Origin of the sequence: Bacillus sp. TH50, assembly GCF_016650565.1 — a bacterium.
GTDB lineage: Bacteria > Bacillota > Bacilli > Bacillales > Bacillaceae_G > Bacillus_A > Bacillus_A mycoides.
Map to the genome: position 1 here is coordinate 443,832 of NZ_JAEKFM010000007.1, position 16,392 is coordinate 460,223.

The 16,392-nt window shown below is 40.6% G+C and carries 13 protein-coding genes, 20 tRNA genes, 2 rRNA genes and 2 riboswitches; of the genes, 33 read left to right on the forward strand and 2 right to left on the reverse strand.

The genetic code is table 11. The features are described 5' to 3' along the window. Positions 1-23: 23 nt before the first annotated feature. From JFU23_RS19270 to JFU23_RS19385, 24 genes are all read left to right on the forward strand, one after another. Positions 24-2,945, forward strand: a 23S ribosomal RNA gene (locus JFU23_RS19270). Between the two features lie 100 nt (positions 2,946-3,045). Next, positions 3,046-3,161, forward strand: a 5S ribosomal RNA gene (rrf, locus tag JFU23_RS19275). Between the two features lie 5 nt (positions 3,162-3,166). Beyond that, positions 3,167-3,242: transfer RNA gene (locus JFU23_RS19280), tRNA-Val, on the forward strand. Between the two features lie 8 nt (positions 3,243-3,250). Beyond that, positions 3,251-3,334, forward strand: a tRNA-Tyr gene (locus tag JFU23_RS19285). A gap of 12 nt (positions 3,335-3,346) precedes the next feature. Then, a tRNA-Gln gene (locus tag JFU23_RS19290) sits at positions 3,347-3,421 on the forward strand. Positions 3,422-3,425: 4 nt separating this feature from the next. Beyond that, positions 3,426-3,501, forward strand: a tRNA-Lys gene (locus JFU23_RS19295). A 16-nt stretch (positions 3,502-3,517) separates the two neighbouring features. Beyond that, positions 3,518-3,598, forward strand: a tRNA-Leu gene (locus tag JFU23_RS19300). A 29-nt stretch (positions 3,599-3,627) separates the two neighbouring features. Further along, positions 3,628-3,702, forward strand: a tRNA-Gly gene (locus tag JFU23_RS19305). Between the two features lie 16 nt (positions 3,703-3,718). After that, a tRNA-Leu gene (locus JFU23_RS19310) sits at positions 3,719-3,807 on the forward strand. Between the two features lie 3 nt (positions 3,808-3,810). Then, positions 3,811-3,884, forward strand: a tRNA-Arg gene (locus tag JFU23_RS19315). Between the two features lie 10 nt (positions 3,885-3,894). Then, positions 3,895-3,968, forward strand: a tRNA-Pro gene (locus tag JFU23_RS19320). Positions 3,969-3,983: 15 nt separating this feature from the next. Then, positions 3,984-4,056: transfer RNA gene (locus tag JFU23_RS19325), tRNA-Ala, on the forward strand. Positions 4,057-4,074: 18 nt separating this feature from the next. Then, a tRNA-Ser gene (locus JFU23_RS19330) sits at positions 4,075-4,167 on the forward strand. Between the two features lie 61 nt (positions 4,168-4,228). Next, a tRNA-Ser gene (locus tag JFU23_RS19335) sits at positions 4,229-4,321 on the forward strand. 24 nt (positions 4,322-4,345) lie between these two features. Further along, a tRNA-Met gene (locus tag JFU23_RS19340) sits at positions 4,346-4,422 on the forward strand. Between the two features lie 2 nt (positions 4,423-4,424). After that, positions 4,425-4,500, forward strand: a tRNA-Asp gene (locus tag JFU23_RS19345). Positions 4,501-4,509: 9 nt separating this feature from the next. Beyond that, positions 4,510-4,585 (forward strand) — tRNA-Phe (locus tag JFU23_RS19350). Positions 4,586-4,604: 19 nt separating this feature from the next. Continuing rightward, a tRNA-Thr gene (locus JFU23_RS19355) sits at positions 4,605-4,680 on the forward strand. Between the two features lie 3 nt (positions 4,681-4,683). Beyond that, a tRNA-Trp gene (locus JFU23_RS19360) sits at positions 4,684-4,754 on the forward strand. Positions 4,755-4,764: 10 nt separating this feature from the next. Further along, positions 4,765-4,841: transfer RNA gene (locus JFU23_RS19365), tRNA-Ile, on the forward strand. 7 nt (positions 4,842-4,848) lie between these two features. Continuing rightward, positions 4,849-4,923 (forward strand) — tRNA-Asn (locus JFU23_RS19370). A gap of 1 nt (position 4,924) precedes the next feature. Continuing rightward, positions 4,925-4,996: transfer RNA gene (locus JFU23_RS19375), tRNA-Glu, on the forward strand. Between the two features lie 131 nt (positions 4,997-5,127). Further along, positions 5,128-5,547, forward strand: coding sequence for a CBS domain-containing protein (locus JFU23_RS19380; RefSeq protein WP_002010634.1), 420 nt, complete (start codon positions 5,128-5,130; stop codon positions 5,545-5,547). Positions 5,548-5,970: 423 nt separating this feature from the next. After that, a complete protein-coding gene (locus JFU23_RS19385) occupies positions 5,971-7,122 on the forward strand; it encodes a DUF3965 domain-containing protein (protein WP_002188350.1) in 1,152 nt (383 codons plus the stop codon). 241 nt (positions 7,123-7,363) lie between these two features. On the opposite strand, the gene JFU23_RS19390 is transcribed toward JFU23_RS19385, so the two are convergent. Both JFU23_RS19390 and JFU23_RS19395 read right to left on the reverse strand, forming a co-directional pair. Further along, positions 7,364-7,696 carry a hypothetical protein gene (locus JFU23_RS19390; protein WP_002010638.1) on the reverse strand — a complete coding sequence of 111 codons (333 nt, stop codon included), beginning with the start codon at positions 7,694-7,696 and terminating at the stop codon, positions 7,364-7,366. Positions 7,697-7,701: 5 nt separating this feature from the next. Continuing rightward, positions 7,702-8,862 (reverse strand): SH3 domain-containing protein, encoded by a 1,161-nt coding sequence (locus JFU23_RS19395; RefSeq protein WP_061675220.1) that lies wholly within the window; start codon positions 8,860-8,862, stop codon positions 7,702-7,704. Between the two features lie 259 nt (positions 8,863-9,121). Next, a riboswitch (TPP riboswitch) is annotated at positions 9,122-9,234 on the forward strand. A 60-nt stretch (positions 9,235-9,294) separates the two neighbouring features. Beyond that, positions 9,295-9,398, forward strand: a riboswitch (TPP riboswitch). A gap of 89 nt (positions 9,399-9,487) precedes the next feature. On the opposite strand from JFU23_RS19395, the gene tenA reads away from it, so the two are divergent. The 9 genes from tenA to JFU23_RS19440 are packed head-to-tail and all read left to right on the forward strand — an operon-like array spanning position 9,488 to position 16,388. Further along, the gene (tenA, locus tag JFU23_RS19400) at positions 9,488-10,183 is read left to right on the forward strand and encodes a thiaminase II (RefSeq protein WP_201032495.1); all 696 of its coding nucleotides are present in this window, start codon (positions 9,488-9,490) and stop codon (positions 10,181-10,183) included. Then, positions 10,152-10,901 (forward strand): ABC transporter ATP-binding protein, encoded by a 750-nt coding sequence (locus tag JFU23_RS19405; RefSeq protein ID WP_201032496.1) that lies wholly within the window; start codon positions 10,152-10,154, stop codon positions 10,899-10,901. The genes tenA and JFU23_RS19405 overlap by 32 nt, the downstream gene beginning before the upstream one ends. Then, positions 10,901-11,653, forward strand: coding sequence for an ABC transporter permease (locus tag JFU23_RS19410; RefSeq protein ID WP_002029858.1), 753 nt, complete (start codon positions 10,901-10,903; stop codon positions 11,651-11,653). Before JFU23_RS19405 ends, JFU23_RS19410 begins: the two co-directional genes overlap by 1 nt. After that, positions 11,650-12,651 carry an ABC transporter substrate-binding protein gene (locus JFU23_RS19415; RefSeq protein WP_201032497.1) on the forward strand — a complete coding sequence of 334 codons (1,002 nt, stop codon included), beginning with the start codon at positions 11,650-11,652 and terminating at the stop codon, positions 12,649-12,651. Before JFU23_RS19410 ends, JFU23_RS19415 begins: the two co-directional genes overlap by 4 nt. Positions 12,652-12,661: 10 nt before the next feature. Beyond that, positions 12,662-13,282: a thiazole tautomerase TenI gene (gene tenI, locus JFU23_RS19420; protein WP_016101785.1), complete on the forward strand. Its 621-nt coding sequence runs from the start codon at positions 12,662-12,664 to the stop codon at positions 13,280-13,282. Further along, positions 13,275-14,384, forward strand: coding sequence for a glycine oxidase ThiO (gene thiO / locus JFU23_RS19425; protein ID WP_061675216.1), 1,110 nt, complete (start codon positions 13,275-13,277; stop codon positions 14,382-14,384). Before tenI ends, thiO begins: the two co-directional genes overlap by 8 nt. A 15-nt stretch (positions 14,385-14,399) precedes the next feature. After that, a complete protein-coding gene (thiS, locus tag JFU23_RS19430) occupies positions 14,400-14,603 on the forward strand; it encodes a sulfur carrier protein ThiS (protein ID WP_002010653.1) in 204 nt (67 codons plus the stop codon). Between the two features lie 2 nt (positions 14,604-14,605). Then, positions 14,606-15,376, forward strand: a complete 771-nt coding sequence (thiG, locus tag JFU23_RS19435) for a thiazole synthase (RefSeq protein WP_002186754.1) — start codon at positions 14,606-14,608, stop codon at positions 15,374-15,376. Next, positions 15,369-16,388, forward strand: coding sequence for a thiazole biosynthesis adenylyltransferase ThiF (locus tag JFU23_RS19440; protein WP_201032498.1), 1,020 nt, complete (start codon positions 15,369-15,371; stop codon positions 16,386-16,388). Before thiG ends, JFU23_RS19440 begins: the two co-directional genes overlap by 8 nt. The last annotated feature ends 4 nt before the right edge of the window (positions 16,389-16,392 follow it).

The following is a 16,392-nucleotide window of genomic DNA, read 5'->3' on the forward strand; positions in this document are numbered from 1 at the left end:
TCATATTTTTTTAATTTTAGTTTGGTTAAGTTAGAAAGGGCGCACGGTGGATGCCTTGACACTAGGAGTCGATGAAGGACGGGACTAACGCCGATATGCTTCGGGGAGCTGTAAGTAAGCTTTGATCCGAAGATTTCCGAATGGGGAAACCCACTATACGTAATGGTATGGTATCCTTACCTGAATACATAGGGTATGGAAGACAGACCCAGGGAACTGAAACATCTAAGTACCTGGAGGAAGAGAAAGCAAATGCGATTTCCTGAGTAGCGGCGAGCGAAACGGAATCTAGCCCAAACCAAGAGGCTTGCCTCTTGGGGTTGTAGGACATTCTATACGGAGTTACAAAGGAACGAGGTAGACGAAGCGACCTGGAAAGGTCCGTCACAGAGGGTAATAACCCCGTAGTCGAAACTTCGTTCTCTCTTGAATGTATCCTGAGTACGGCGGAACACGTGAAATTCCGTCGGAATCTGGGAGGACCATCTCCCAAGGCTAAATACTCCCTAGTGATCGATAGTGAACCAGTACCGTGAGGGAAAGGTGAAAAGCACCCCGGAAGGGGAGTGAAAGAGATCCTGAAACCGTGTGCCTACAAATAGTCAGAGCCCGTTAATGGGTGATGGCGTGCCTTTTGTAGAATGAACCGGCGAGTTACGATCCCGTGCGAGGTTAAGCTGAAGAGGCGGAGCCGCAGCGAAAGCGAGTCTGAATAGGGCGTTTAGTACGTGGTCGTAGACCCGAAACCAGGTGATCTACCCATGTCCAGGGTGAAGTTCAGGTAACACTGAATGGAGGCCCGAACCCACGCACGTTGAAAAGTGCGGGGATGAGGTGTGGGTAGCGGAGAAATTCCAATCGAACCTGGAGATAGCTGGTTCTCCCCGAAATAGCTTTAGGGCTAGCCTTAAGTGTAAGAGTCTTGGAGGTAGAGCACTGATTGAACTAGGGGTCCTCATCGGATTACCGAATTCAGTCAAACTCCGAATGCCAATGACTTATCCTTAGGAGTCAGACTGCGAGTGATAAGATCCGTAGTCAAGAGGGAAACAGCCCAGATCGCCAGCTAAGGTCCCAAAGTGTGTATTAAGTGGAAAAGGATGTGGAGTTGCTTAGACAACTAGGATGTTGGCTCAGAAGCAGCCACCATTTAAAGAGTGCGTAATAGCTCACTAGTCGAGTGACTCTGCGCCGAAAATGTACCGGGGCTAAATACACCACCGAAGCTGCGAATTGATACCAATGGTATCAGTGGTAGGGGAGCGTTCTAAGTGCAGTGAAGTCAGACCGGAAGGACTGGTGGAGCGCTTAGAAGTGAGAATGCCGGTATGAGTAGCGAAAGACGGGTGAGAATCCCGTCCACCGAATGCCTAAGGTTTCCTGAGGAAGGCTCGTCCGCTCAGGGTTAGTCAGGACCTAAGCCGAGGCCGACAGGCGTAGGCGATGGACAACAGGTTGATATTCCTGTACCACCTCTTTATCGTTTGAGCAATGGAGGGACGCAGAAGGATAGAAGAAGCGTGCGATTGGTTGTGCACGTCCAAGCAGTTAGGCTGATAAGTAGGCAAATCCGCTTATCGTGAAGGCTGAGCTGTGATGGGGAAGCTCCTTATGGAGCGAAGTCTTTGATTCCCCGCTGCCAAGAAAAGCTTCTAGCGAGATAAAAGGTGCCTGTACCGCAAACCGACACAGGTAGGCGAGGAGAGAATCCTAAGGTGTGCGAGAGAACTCTGGTTAAGGAACTCGGCAAAATGACCCCGTAACTTCGGGAGAAGGGGTGCTTTCTTAACGGAAAGCCGCAGTGAATAGGCCCAAGCGACTGTTTAGCAAAAACACAGGTCTCTGCGAAGCCGTAAGGCGAAGTATAGGGGCTGACACCTGCCCGGTGCTGGAAGGTTAAGGAGAGGGGTTAGCGTAAGCGAAGCTCTGAACTGAAGCCCCAGTAAACGGCGGCCGTAACTATAACGGTCCTAAGGTAGCGAAATTCCTTGTCGGGTAAGTTCCGACCCGCACGAAAGGTGTAACGATTTGGGCACTGTCTCAACCAGAGACTCGGTGAAATTATAGTACCTGTGAAGATGCAGGTTACCCGCGACAGGACGGAAAGACCCCGTGGAGCTTTACTGTAGCCTGATATTGAATTTTGGTACAGTTTGTACAGGATAGGCGGGAGCCATTGAAACCGGAGCGCTAGCTTCGGTGGAGGCGCTGGTGGGATACCGCCCTGACTGTATTGAAATTCTAACCTACGGGTCTCATCGACCCGGGAGACAGTGTCAGGTGGGCAGTTTGACTGGGGCGGTCGCCTCCTAAAGTGTAACGGAGGCGCCCAAAGGTTCCCTCAGAATGGTTGGAAATCATTCGTAGAGTGCAAAGGCATAAGGGAGCTTGACTGCGAGACCTACAAGTCGAGCAGGGACGAAAGTCGGGCTTAGTGATCCGGTGGTTCCGCATGGAAGGGCCATCGCTCAACGGATAAAAGCTACCCCGGGGATAACAGGCTTATCTCCCCCAAGAGTCCACATCGACGGGGAGGTTTGGCACCTCGATGTCGGCTCATCGCATCCTGGGGCTGTAGTCGGTCCCAAGGGTTGGGCTGTTCGCCCATTAAAGCGGTACGCGAGCTGGGTTCAGAACGTCGTGAGACAGTTCGGTCCCTATCCGTCGTGGGCGCAGGAAATTTGAGAGGAGCTGTCCTTAGTACGAGAGGACCGGGATGGACGCACCGCTGGTGTACCAGTTGTTCTGCCAAGGGCATAGCTGGGTAGCTATGTGCGGAAGGGATAAGTGCTGAAAGCATCTAAGCATGAAGCCCCCCTCAAGATGAGATTTCCCATAGCGTAAGCTAGTAAGATCCCTGAAAGATGATCAGGTTGATAGGTTCGAGGTGGAAGCGTGGTGACATGTGGAGCTGACGAATACTAATAGATCGAGGACTTAACCATATAATATGAAGCAACGTTATCTAGTTTTGAGAGAATATAAAAAACTTATTGACTTTCTAAGTGAATCAAGTATAATAATGTTTGTCTCAATCAAATATAGTCTGGTAATGATGGCAGAGAGGTCACACCCGTTCCCATACCGAACACGGAAGTTAAGCTCTCTAGCGCCAATGGTAGTTGGGACCTTGTCCCTGCGAGAGTAGGACGTTGCCAGGCAAAATGGAGGATTAGCTCAGCTGGGAGAGCACCTGCCTTACAAGCAGGGGGTCGGCGGTTCGATCCCGTCATCCTCCACCATATATGTCGGAGGGGTAGCGAAGTGGCTAAACGCGGCGGACTGTAAATCCGCTCCTTCGGGTTCGGCAGTTCGAATCTGCCCCCCTCCACCATTTCTTAATTATTGGGCTATAGCCAAGCGGTAAGGCAACGGACTTTGACTCCGTCATGCGCTGGTTCGAATCCAGCTAGCCCAGCCATTAAGAGCCATTAGCTCAGTTGGTAGAGCATCTGACTTTTAATCAGAGGGTCGAAGGTTCGAATCCTTCATGGCTCACCATTTTCTTAAAAAATATGCGGGTGTGGCGGAATTGGCAGACGCACTAGACTTAGGATCTAGCGCCTTTGGCGTGGGGGTTCGACTCCCTTCACCCGCACTTTTAATAAAATAATTCAAACATGTCTTGCGGAAGTAGTTCAGTGGTAGAATACAACCTTGCCAAGGTTGGGGTCGCGGGTTCGAATCCCGTCTTCCGCTCCAATTTTCAGTATGACATGCCGGGGTGGCGGAACAGGCAGACGCACAGGACTTAAAATCCTGCGGTGGGTGACCACCGTGCGGGTTCGACCCCCGCCCTCGGCACCATATGCGCCCGTAGCTCAATTGGATAGAGCGTTTGACTACGGATCAAGAGGTTAGGGGTTCGACTCCTCTCGGGCGCGCTTTTATTAACGGGAAGTGGCTCAGCTTGGTAGAGCACCTGGTTTGGGACCAGGGGGTCGCAGGTTCAAATCCTGTCTTCCCGATTTTCCCAAAAACATGGGGCCTTAGCTCAGCTGGGAGAGCGCCTGCCTTGCACGCAGGAGGTCAGCGGTTCGATCCCGCTAGGCTCCACTTTATTTTTTATATGTCGGAGGTATACCCAAGTTCGGCTGAAGGGATCGGTCTTGAAAACCGACAGGCGGCGAGAGTCGCGCGGGGGTTCGAATCCCTCTACCTCCTCCATTTTTTTAAAAAGTGGTTTAGTTACATATAAAAATGAATAAGATATTAATTTTTCCTTCATGGAGGTATACCCAAGTTCGGCTGAAGGGATCGGTCTTGAAAACCGACAGGCGGCGAGAGTCGCGCGGGGGTTCGAATCCCTCTACCTCCTCCATTTATTTTTAAAACATAATATCGTCGCGGGGTGGAGCAGTACGGTAGCTCGTCGGGCTCATAATCCGAAGGTCGCAGGTTCAAATCCTGTCCCCGCAACCAATGGTCCCGTGGTGTAGTGGTTAACATGCCTGCCTGTCACGCAGGAGATCGCCGGTTCGACCCCGGTCGGGACCGCCATTTTATGTTGGCTCGGTAGCTCAGTCGGTAGAGCAGAGGACTGAAAATCCTCGTGTCGGCGGTTCGATTCCGTCCCGAGCCACCATTTTTTTGTTTTTTTTTATGCCGGCTTAGCTCAATTGGTAGAGCAACTGACTTGTAATCAGTAGGTTGGGGGTTCAAGTCCTCTAGCCGGCACCATTTAGGGGCATAGTTTAAAGGTAGAACTGAGGTCTCCAAAACCTCCAGTGTGGGTTCAATTCCTACTGCCCCTGTAAAGTATATGGGCCTATAGCTCAGCTGGTTAGAGCGCACGCCTGATAAGCGTGAGGTCGATGGTTCGAGTCCATTTAGGCCCACCATATATATTCCGCAGTAGCTCAGTGGTAGAGCTATCGGCTGTTAACCGATCGGTCGTAGGTTCGAGTCCTACCTGCGGAGCCATGGCCCGTTGGTCAAGTGGTTAAGACACCGCCCTTTCACGGCGGTAACACGGGTTCGAATCCCGTACGGGTCATAAAAAAAGAGTCAGCATATTGCTGACTCTTTTTTATTATGTATAAGCCTCTTTTTATCACCTTATTTTCCTGAAATAAATAAAGGGATTTAGGAAAAGCTATGGTATGTATTAAAAGGAGGAGATGAAAAATGACGCAAGTTAGAGAACTTATGAGTACTCATATCGTACATTGTACACCATTAGACAATGTATATGAGGCAGCTGTAAAAATGAAGGAAGAATCGGTTGGATTGATTCCTGTTATTGAAAATAAACAAGTTGTTGGGCTTGTTACTGATCGAGACTTAGTTGTTCGTGGGATTGCTGAAAAACATCCTGGATCTAATCAAATTACAAATGTAATGACAACAAACATTGTTTCAGTTTCTCCAGACGATTCTATTGAAAAAGCTACAGAATTAATGGCACAATATCAAATTAGACGGTTACCGGTTGTTGAGAGCGGTCAACTTGTTGGGATGCTAGCACTAGGTGATTTAGCTATAAGAAAATCAGCAGATGATCAAGCAGGGTTTGCTTTAAGTGAAATCTCAGAGCATATGGAATAAATTATGTATAAAGATCAGATACATTATTCTAGTATATACGGATTAAACTAATATGTTAGCGTGATGTATCTGAGACATTATATAATAAGTATAGAGTCAATATTTTTGACAGTTTTTTTAAATTTGTCATTCCTAATTTTTAATAAGAGAAAAAATGATATACTGAGAGATATAAGTGTTATTATAGATTTTGAATATAACAATATTTGTTGTTAATGATGTAATAATGAATTAATATTTCCTACGTAGATAAAGTGAAACTTTAATTATTGGGGGGTGTCCATCCCCAAATAATTATTAGTTGAACCAATCGGGCTTTTATGGGCAGTTTTATCTCCCACCTAACTTCCTCGCATTCGCAGAATTTTGAGGTGGGAGTCTTACTGCCCGCAAATAGCGGGATAAAAAGGGAAGGGGAATTATATGAGGGCTGTACAGGGCGATCCAAATTGGAATTTGGTTACAGATACATATATAGAACCAAATAATTTCGCTGAGTTATTTTCTTTGCTTGTACCTTGTCATCCAAAAGGTGAAGGGAAAGAGCGAACTATATTAGTATGGAAAGAAAAAGAATTTTATAAAGAAGAAAATTTAGCGCCATTTATCGTATATGGCATGAATAAAGTAAAGAATTTACCGCAGTTTCATAAAGATGAAATTCCAACTCTAGTACGTATTCTTCGTTTATGTCAAGAGATTGGTTGGTATGAAGAGGCAAATGCTTTTATGATAACCCAAGGGCTAGATGAATTTGTCCGAACTTCATTGGAGTATGAAACATGGGATCTTTTGACGAAAGCAGTTGCTTTAAACTATTTAATTATTAAATATCGTATTGGTGAATTAACAGCTGAGGATGTAGAAATTTGGGATCGAGTTAAATTTAGTGAGAAATGTATAACAGATTGCAAACATCTATTATCTCATAAAGAAGTATTGGAATTTACATTCTTTTATATGTGTAAGCGAGCGAAAACACTGTCAAAAGAGAAATTAAATAGCGATATGATGAGTCTGGCAATGTATTGTAATACTTTTGTGTATGATTTATATACACATGACTTATTACGAAAGTATCGTAAGTGTACAGACTTCCTATCATATTATGGACCTAGTCAAGCAGTTTTAGCTTGTCAAAGAGCTGTACTTTCACAAATTTCCGATCGATTAGACCCTTTAAAGACAACTCATGTAGATGATTATTTATATGTGATGAAAGAAATGATGGAGCATATGACGATAGGGGTAATGGATCGGTATGGTCATTTTATTGGAAAGCTACTATCATATGTACCATTTTTCGAAATGATCCAAGTTCCACAGCATGCATATTATTGTGAAGAATTACTTTATATTTGTAAGGGAATTGAATACAAAGAAGAAATACTACGCAATTATATATTTATACAATTACATGATTGTTTACCATCATTCTTTAAACTATTTCTTAAAAATAAGCGTTATGCAACGATTCATGATATTCTTTTCTATTGGTGCGACGATGAACAAAGAATGAGCTTAGAGAAAAAATATAATCTTAGTTTCATTTATGAAAAATATGCTTGTGGATAAACCATATTTTACATATTAAAAATTAATATAAATTAAAAAGGATCTCAAGTTTATGTGAGATCCTTTTTTTGTTAGTAAAGCAAGGAGAAAGTAACTAAGATAAGAAATAACATTCCATAAAGGAGAAATTGTGCAGTATAACTTCCTTGTATACCAAAAAAAGTATTCATTTTTTCATATAAATTCAATATATATTTCATTGGATTATCTTTGAAAGATTGGTACACAGTGTCTCCTCTTTCTAAGCTTCTTGTTCATGTTTTTGGTTATTAGGAACATGAACGTATCTAGCTATGAATAATAAAACACCTATAAAGAATACAGGAAGTACGGTAGATAAATAAAAACCATTACTAATTATATTTGTTATAAGAGCACTTAAAAGAAAAATTACATTATAAATATGGGCAATTTTTTGTTTTAGCCGCATTTGTAATGCTTCCATAATGATTTCTAAAGCAACAAAAGCAATAATAATAGATAAAAATACAGTGTTCGTATTATAAATGATTAAACAACAGATTAAACCTAAAAAGGCCAGGTATTCAATAAAGAGAGGTATATTGCGTGGCATATAATTTACCTAACTAAATATGGCAGTGGGTTTACTGCATTTGTTTTTTCAAAATTCCATTCCCCATTATGTAATTCAAAATGGAGATGTTGCCCGTATGAATGACCTGTGTTTCCCATATGACCTACTAATTGTCCAGTTTGTACTTGATCACCAGCTTGTACAGTGCGATCCTTCATATGAGCATAAACTGTTGTATATAATTTCCCATTTATTTGATGGGCGATGAACACGACATTGCCGTAGCTAGCCGAATAATAAGATTTTACAACCTTACCTGCAGCAGCAGCTTGAATAGAGACATTTCCTTGTGCTGCTATATCTATACCATAATGCATTTGCTCCCAGCGCATATCAAAAGTGGAGCTGATTTTCCCTTGAGTAGGGAATTTGAAAACTGCTGGAATTGATGCAGGTTGAGCTGTTTTAGCTTGTGCTTGATTTTGATTTTGCACTACATAGTGTTTTGCTACATATCCGTATCCTGTGCCAAAACGAATTTTATACCAAGTACCTACCGTTTCTACTACTTGTACTTGTGTACCATTTTGTAATGAGCCAAGTAGAGTGCCACTTGTGCTAGCATTGCTACGTACATTTAATTTGGGTGTTGCAACAGTATACGATGGAGAACCTTGTACTGTTACACCTTTTACTAGAGGTGTGGATCCATTAGATACAAATGTTTTTTGTACGTAACCAATTTGACCGTTATGTAATATTTTGTACCAATCTCCTTGTTCACCTTGAATGGTAATGAATTGACCATTTGGTAATATATCTAGAATAGAAGACTCTGTATTAGGTTCAGAACGAACGTTTAATGCGTTTGCATTTACGATATATTGAGACTTTGGTTGAACATTTTTTTTGAATAGAATTGCATCTTTTTTCATATAGCCTGTTTTGTTGTTAACAGATACTTTATACCAATCTTGAACTGTTTCAAGAATAGTAACCGGGCTATTAAATCGAATGGTATCAATTATTGCACTGTCTGTATGGCTATTTTGATGTAGTGCAACGTTGTCAATTTTTACATATCCAGTTTTTACTGTAGATGGTTGCTTAGCAGCCGCTGTTTGTATATCGGATTCTCCCATAGAAGGAAGTAAAGAAGCAATTGCGATAGTAGTTGCTGTTAAAGCTGTGGCTTTCATATTCATGTAATAAAGACCTCCTCTAGTTGTATAGTTGTAATTTTATTATAGTATAAAGATATAATATATTGGTCGTATTCACATAAATGTAATATGAAATCAATAAAAATAATGTCAGAAGAGAGATTCGTATATAAATATTGTATATATCATTTGTGAGGTCGCATTTATATTTGTTTAACACGTTAAGAATTAATTCTTAATTAAGAAAATTAAAACAGTTGATGATGTCTTATGGCGGTGTTATACTGACAGTGATAATTTTATAGTTTGCTAGGAGGGCTGGTGTTGCCAGCTGAGAGTAGGGCCGTAAGCCTTTGATCCTTTTTATTACCTGATCTAGATTATGCTAGCGTAGGGAAGCAATTCGGACATTAACAATGAGTCCCCGTTTCTTTGCGTATAGAAACGGGGCTTTTTTATTTGAAAATTTCATATTAACACCACTAGGGGTGCTTTTCGTGCTGAGAGAGGAATAATCCTTAACCCTTACAACACCTGATCTAGATAATACTAGCGAAGGGAAGTGGAACAACGAATAAATTATAATTTTATTTGCTGTAACCACTTCTTATATACAGAAGTGGTTTTTTTATTGAGATAAATAGATATATAGGAAGGGGAATTATTAATGAAATTTTGTGAAAGATTATTTGATACGGTGCAGCCTGTTTGGGAGAAAAGTCATAATCATCCGTTTGTAGTAGGTATGGGGGATGGTACGTTGGAAAAAGACAAATTCCAGTACTATATTATTCAAGATTATTTATATTTGTTAGATTATGCAAAGCTATATGCAATTGGGGTTGTAAAGGCAACGAATCCACAAGTTATGGCAAAATTTGCAGAGCAAATTGATGGGATTTTAAATGGAGAAATGACGATCCATAAACAGTATGCAAACAAACTTGGCATTACTGTAGAGGAGATAGAATCTGCGAAACCATCTGCTAAAAATTTAGCCTATACAAATTACATGATGTCTGTATCTCAAAATGGCACACTTGCAGAATTAATATCAGCTTTACTTCCATGTATGTGGAGCTATTGGGAGATCGGAAAGCGTTTAAATGATATTCCTGGAGCAAGAGATCATGAGTTCTTTGGAGAGTGGATTCAAGGATATTGTTCTGAAGAATACGGTAACCTTTGTATTTGGTTAATAGATTTATTAAATGAAATGGCAGTTGGAAAGTCAGAGAAAGAGCTAGACCGATTAGAGGAGATTTTCTTATATTCCAGCCGATTTGAATATTTATTCTGGGATATGGCTTATCGTAAGGAGATGTGGGGTTTTGAGGAGCAAGAACATACTACAGTTTCATAATGTTACCTTTCATTATGATGAGAAACCAATCATCAATGAATTAAATGCTTCTATACAAGATAAAGAGTTTGTAAGTATTATCGGGCCGAGTGGATGCGGGAAAAGTACTTTATTTCGCCTTATTACAGGCTTAGAAGAGGCAAGTACTGGACAGATAGAGCTGACAAAAACAAAGAGTCATCCTGTAGGGTATATGCCCCAAAAAGATATGCTCTTGCCGTGGAGGACGATTATTGAGAATGCTGCCCTGCCGCTAGAGTGCCAAGGTGTGCAGAAGAAAGAAGCGCAAGTAAAAGCGAAAGAACTGTTACATAAATTTGGTTTACAAGGGTACGAGAAAAAATATCCGAAAGATTTATCTGGTGGTATGAGGCAACGCGTATCTTTTATCCAAACTTTATTAACAGGCGGGGAGATATTATTGTTAGATGAACCGTTTAGCGCATTGGACGCTTTAACGAAGGCATCTTTGCAAGAATGGTTGTTTGAACAATGGAAAGAGTGGGAAAAAACAATTTTATTTATCACTCATGATGTTGAAGAAGCATTGTTTCTTTCTAATCGAATTTTGGTTGTAGAAAATCAACCGATAGCAACTTTAACTGAGCGAATTGTGCCGCTTGATCGTAACCGAACAAGAAAAGATTTATATAAGCCTGAAGTGTTAGCGCTTAAAGAAGAGCTCCTTAGTATGTTACAAAGGCAGGTACTCGTATGATGAATCGCTTGAAGGAGTTATTACCTGCCCTTATATTAAGTGGAATTTTACTTGCTCTGTGGGAAGTAGGAGCAAGAATTGTAGATGAGATGTACATTTTGCCATCACCTTCTGCAATTGTAATGAAGATATGGGCGCTGAAAGATATATTATTTACGGTTCATTTACCTGCAACGTTATACGTCGTTTTAATAGGCGTTGTTATTTCTATCGTACTGGGCGTAGGGCTAGCAATGTTAATGAATGCGAGTACGTGGATGGAAAGAGCATTTTATCCGTTATTAGTTGCTTCACAAACAATCCCGATTACTGCGCTTGCGCCGCTCTTCGTTTTATGGTTTGGATATACCATCTGGAGTAAGGTTGTTGTTACCGTTTTAATTACGTTTTTCCCAATTGCGGTCAATACGTATGATGGACTGCGCAGTACGAAAAAAGAATGGGAGGAGCTATTAGTTACATATGGTGCAACGAAAAAAGATGTTTTTCTAAAGCTAAAGTTGCCATCTGCTCTTCCTTATTTTTTTTCAGCGTTAAAAATTGCGATACCACTTAGCGTTATTGGGGCAGCGATTGGTGAATGGCTCGGTGCACAAGCTGGGCTTGGATATTTCAGTAAAAGAATGATGACGCAGTTAGACGGAGCTGGTGTATTTGCACCAATTGTATTGTTATCATTATTAGCTATTTTCTTCGTCATACTTGTTTCGATATTAGAAAAGAAATTTATTAGTTGGAGGAAACATTCATGAAATTATTAAAACGCATCTTTGTGTTTACATTATTAGTTGCAATGATTGCAGGATGTTCGAGTAACTCGGCATCAGATAAGAATAAATCAGAAAAAGAAATAACAGTAATGCTTGATTGGTACCCGAATGCGGTACATAGCTTTATTTATACGGCAATTGAAAAAGGATACTTTAAAGAAGAAGGAGTCAAGGTGAATATTAAATTCCCTTCTAATCCGACTGATCCATTAACGCTAGCGGCAGCAGGGAAAGTGACAGTTGGTTTGTATTATCAACCAGATGTTGTCATGGCAAAAGTAAATGAACAAATTCCAGTGAAATCAATTGGAGCTGTCGTACGTTCACCATTAAATCATGTTGTATCACTGAAGTCAGCAGGCATTCAATCGCCAAAAGATTTAGAGGGGAAAACAGTTGGATATTCTGGAACACCTTTAAGTGAGATGTATTTAAAAACGATGGTAAAAGAAGCTGGTGGTAATCCAGATACAGTGAAAGTAGTCGATGTTGGCTTTGATTTAGTACCAGCATTAATTACGAAAAAAGTGGATGCGGTAACAGGGGCATACATTAACCATGAAGTACCTGTTATGCGTCATGAAGGTCATGAACCAGCATACTTTAATCCAGCAGATTATGGTGTACCGAACTATCATGAGCTTGTGTTTGTAACGGGTGATAAAACGTTGAAAAAAGATAAAGAAGCATTGCAAGCCTTTTTACGTGGGGCACAAAAAGGGTATGACTTTATGAAGAAAAAACCCGATGAAGCATTAAATATTTTATTAGATCATCAAGAAAAAGAAAACTTCCCGCTTGTACCAGAAGTTGAAAAAGAAAGTATGAAAATTTTATTAGAGAAGATGGAAACGAAAGATGAGCCATTCTTATCGGATTCAAAAGAGTCATGGGAGAAACAAAACAAATGGTTGAAAGACAAAGGAATGACGAAAGAAATCGTTCCAGCCGATGAATTATTTGAAAACATTTTAAAGTAGGCGAATGAATATGAAAAATGAGCTCCATGTAATCTCAAATGGCCATATGCCATTCGAAGAGTTAGTGAATGTAGCGATGCAAATTGAGAGTGAGATCGATTATTTGCATATTCGTGAGCGTGAGAAAAGTACGAAGGAATTGTATGAAGGTGTGGAAAGTCTTTTGGGGAAAGGCTTTCCAGCATCGAAGATAGTGATAAATGATCGAATTGATATTGCTATTCTATTAAATATTCCGCGTGTTCAGCTAGGATATCGAAGCGCAGATGTAAGGTTAGTAAAAGAAAAGTTTTCTTATTTGCATGTCGGTTATTCAGTACATTCGCTAGATGAAGCGATAGTAGCATTTAAAAATGGAGCAGATTCACTCGTTTATGGTCATGTATTTCCGACAGATTGTAAAAAAGGTGTGCCAGCGAGAGGATTAGAAGAAATTGCTCATATGGCAAGTTGTTTATCCATACCAATAACTGCAATTGGTGGGATTACCCCTGAAAATACAGGTGATGTTCTTGCAAATGGTGTAAGTGGCATTGCTGTTATGTCCGGGATTATAAGCAGTAGTAATCCGTATAGCAAGGCGAAATCTTATAAGGAATCAATAAGAAAGTGGGCGGAAAAACATGTGTAAGAAGTATGATGTAGCGATTATTGGCGGAGGTGTAATTGGTAGTTCAGTTGCACACTTTCTAGCAGAAAGAGGGCATAAAGTAGCGATTGTAGAGAAGCAAAGAATCGCATCTGAAGCTTCGAAAGCAGCTGCTGGTTTGCTCGGTGTTCAGGCAGAATGGGATGCATATGATCCGTTGTTTGAGCTTGCTAGAGAAAGCCGTGCTATATTTCCACAACTTGCAGCAGTTTTACGTGAAAAAACAGGCATCGATATTGGGTATGAAGAAAAGGGCATTTATCGCATCGCTCAAAATGAAGATGAGAAGAAAAGAATTCTTCATATTATGGATTGGCAGCAGAAAACAGGTGAAGATTCCCGATTTCTAACGGGGGACCATTTACGGGAAAAAGAGCCGTTTCTTTCCGAGTCAATTATAGGGGCTGTATATTATCCGAAAGATGGTCAAGTTATTGCACCAGAGCTTACGAAAGCATTCGCACATTCTGCAGCAATTTCCGGTGCTGATATATATGAACAAACAGAAGTGTTTAATATTCGTATTGAAAATAATAAAGTGACTGGAATTGTTACGAGTGAAGGTGTAATCACATGTGAAAAAGTCGTTATCGCTGGAGGCTCATGGAGTACGAAATTACTACATTATTTCCATAGTGACTGGGGCACGTATCCTGTGAAGGGTGAAGTTGTTGCAGTAAGAAGCAAGAAACCGCTCTTGAAAGCCCCTATTTTCCAAGAACGTTTTTATATTACACCGAAACGTGGTGGCCGTTACGTAATTGGGGCAACAATGAAGCCTCATACGTTTAATAAGTCTGTACAACCAGAAAGTATTACTTCCATATTAGAGCGTGCCTACACAATATTGCCTGCTTTAAAAGAAGCAGAATGGGAAAGTACGTGGGCTGGGTTAAGACCGCAGTCTAATCATGAAGCTCCTTATATGGGAGAGCATGAAGAAATAAAAGGTTTATATGCTTGTACGGGCCATTATCGAAACGGCATTTTATTAAGTCCTGTTTCTGGTCAGTATATGGCTGATTTAATAGAAGGAAAGCAGGAGAATCACTTGCTAGATTCATTGCTTTCTAAAACGGTTTAGAAAGGGGATGGAAGTTTGAATTTAAAAATTAATGGTAACCAAATTGAAGTACCAGAGAGTATAAAAACAGTAGCTGGGCTACTTACACATTTAGAGTTAGATAACAGAATTGTTGTAGTAGAACGTAATAAAGATATTTTACAAAAAGATGATCATAACGATACATCTGTTTTTGATGGGGACCAAATTGAGATTGTAACTTTCGTAGGAGGCGGTTGATTATGTTAAACATTGGACAATTTTCATTTCATTCTAGACTTTTATTAGGAACAGGGAAATTCCCTGATTTTGATGTGCAGCAAAAGGCAATTGATGTTTCTGAGGCTGAGATTTTAACATTCGCAGTACGTCGTATGGATATATTTGATGCGAAGCAGCCTAATTTATTAGAGAAACTTGATGTGAAAAAATATACGTTATTACCGAATACAGCAGGAGCAAAAAATGCTGAAGAAGCTGTTCGTATTGCAAAATTAGCAAAAGCTTCTGGACTTTGTGACATGATAAAAGTAGAAGTTATTGGTGATGATAGAACGTTATTACCTGATCCAGTAGAAACGTTAAAGGCATCTGAAATGTTACTAGAAGAAGGATTTATCGTTCTACCATACACATCTGATGATGTTGTATTAGCTCGTAAATTACAAGAACTTGGTGTACACGCGATTATGCCAGGAGCATCACCGATTGGTTCAGGGCTTGGTATTGTAAATCCATTAAATTTAAGTTTCATTATTGAACAAGCGACAGTACCAGTTATCGTTGACGCTGGTATTGGTAGTCCAGCTGATGCAGCATTTGCAATGGAATTAGGAGCAGATGGTGTGTTATTAAATACTGCAGTATCTGGAGCGAACGATCCTATTAAAATGGCATACGCAATGAAATTAGGTATTGAGGCAGGACGATTAGGGTTTGAAGCAGGTCGTATTGCACGTAAGCGCTGCGCGACAGCAAGTAGTCCTTTAGAAGGAATGAGCGTAGTTGAATAATCGATATTCTCGCCAAGAACTATTTTCTCCAATTGGGGAAGAAGGGCAACAAAAGCTAGGAGAAAAGCATGTACTTATTATCGGTGCAGGTGCATTAGGTAGTGCAAATGCAGAGATGTTTGTAAGAGCAGGCGTTGGTCAAGTAACAATTGTTGACCGTGATTATGTCGATTGGAGTAATTTGCAAAGACAACAATTGTATGCAGAGAGTGATGTAGAGAATAATCTTCCGAAGGCTGTAGCGGCAAAAAAACGTCTAGAAGAGGTTAATAGTGAAGTAAGAGTAGAAGCTCTCGTTCAGGATGTAACGGCTGAAGAGTTGGAAGAACTCGTTACAAATGTTGATGTAATCATCGATGCGACTGACAATTTCGAAACACGTTTCATTGTGAATGATATATCGCAAAAATATTCTATTCCATGGGTTTATGGGGCATGTGTAGGGAGTTACGGTCTTTCTTATACTATTCTTCCAGGAAAAACGCCATGTTTATCTTGTTTATTACAATCGATTCCGCTTGGCGGAGCGACATGTGATACAGCGGGGATTATATCGCCTGCTGTGTCTCTTGTCGTTTCTCATCAAGTAACGGAAACACTTAAACTGTTAGTAGAAGATTATGACTCGCTTCGAGATGGGCTTGTATCATTTGATGTATGGAAAAATGAATATTCATGTATGAATGTGCGAAAGCTTCGTAAACATAATTGTCTATCATGTGGTGAACAGGCAGTATATCCATATTTAAATAAGGAAAATACTTCAAAAACAGCAGTGTTATGCGGGAGAAATACAGTTCAAATTAGACCACCTCATAAAGAGGAAATGGATTTTGAACAATATAAAAAATTGCTGAATGATCGCGTGAATGATTTGAATGTAAATCCATATTTATTATCATTTTCGGTTGGAGAAAAGAGATTAGTTGCTTTTAAAGATGGCCGTGTACTTGTACATGGAACGAAAGATATAAGCGAAGCGAAAACAATTTATCATCGCTATTTTGGGTAGAAAA

Coding starts and splice junctions, on each gene's coding strand:
- tenI (WP_016101785.1), top strand. CDS start 12,662: ATGAAAAATGAGCTCCATGTAATCTCAAATGGCCATATGCCATTCGAA.
- JFU23_RS19390 (WP_002010638.1), bottom strand. CDS start 7,696: ATGCCACGCAATATACCTCTCTTTATTGAATACCTGGCCTTTTTAGGT.
- JFU23_RS19385 (WP_002188350.1), top strand. CDS start 5,971: ATGAGGGCTGTACAGGGCGATCCAAATTGGAATTTGGTTACAGATACA.
- JFU23_RS19395 (WP_061675220.1), bottom strand. CDS start 8,862: ATGAATATGAAAGCCACAGCTTTAACAGCAACTACTATCGCAATTGCT.
- thiG (WP_002186754.1), top strand. CDS start 14,606: ATGTTAAACATTGGACAATTTTCATTTCATTCTAGACTTTTATTAGGA.
- tenA (WP_201032495.1), top strand. CDS start 9,488: ATGAAATTTTGTGAAAGATTATTTGATACGGTGCAGCCTGTTTGGGAG.
- JFU23_RS19410 (WP_002029858.1), top strand. CDS start 10,901: ATGAATCGCTTGAAGGAGTTATTACCTGCCCTTATATTAAGTGGAATT.
- thiO (WP_061675216.1), top strand. CDS start 13,275: ATGTGTAAGAAGTATGATGTAGCGATTATTGGCGGAGGTGTAATTGGT.
- JFU23_RS19415 (WP_201032497.1), top strand. CDS start 11,650: ATGAAATTATTAAAACGCATCTTTGTGTTTACATTATTAGTTGCAATG.
- JFU23_RS19380 (WP_002010634.1), top strand. CDS start 5,128: ATGACGCAAGTTAGAGAACTTATGAGTACTCATATCGTACATTGTACA.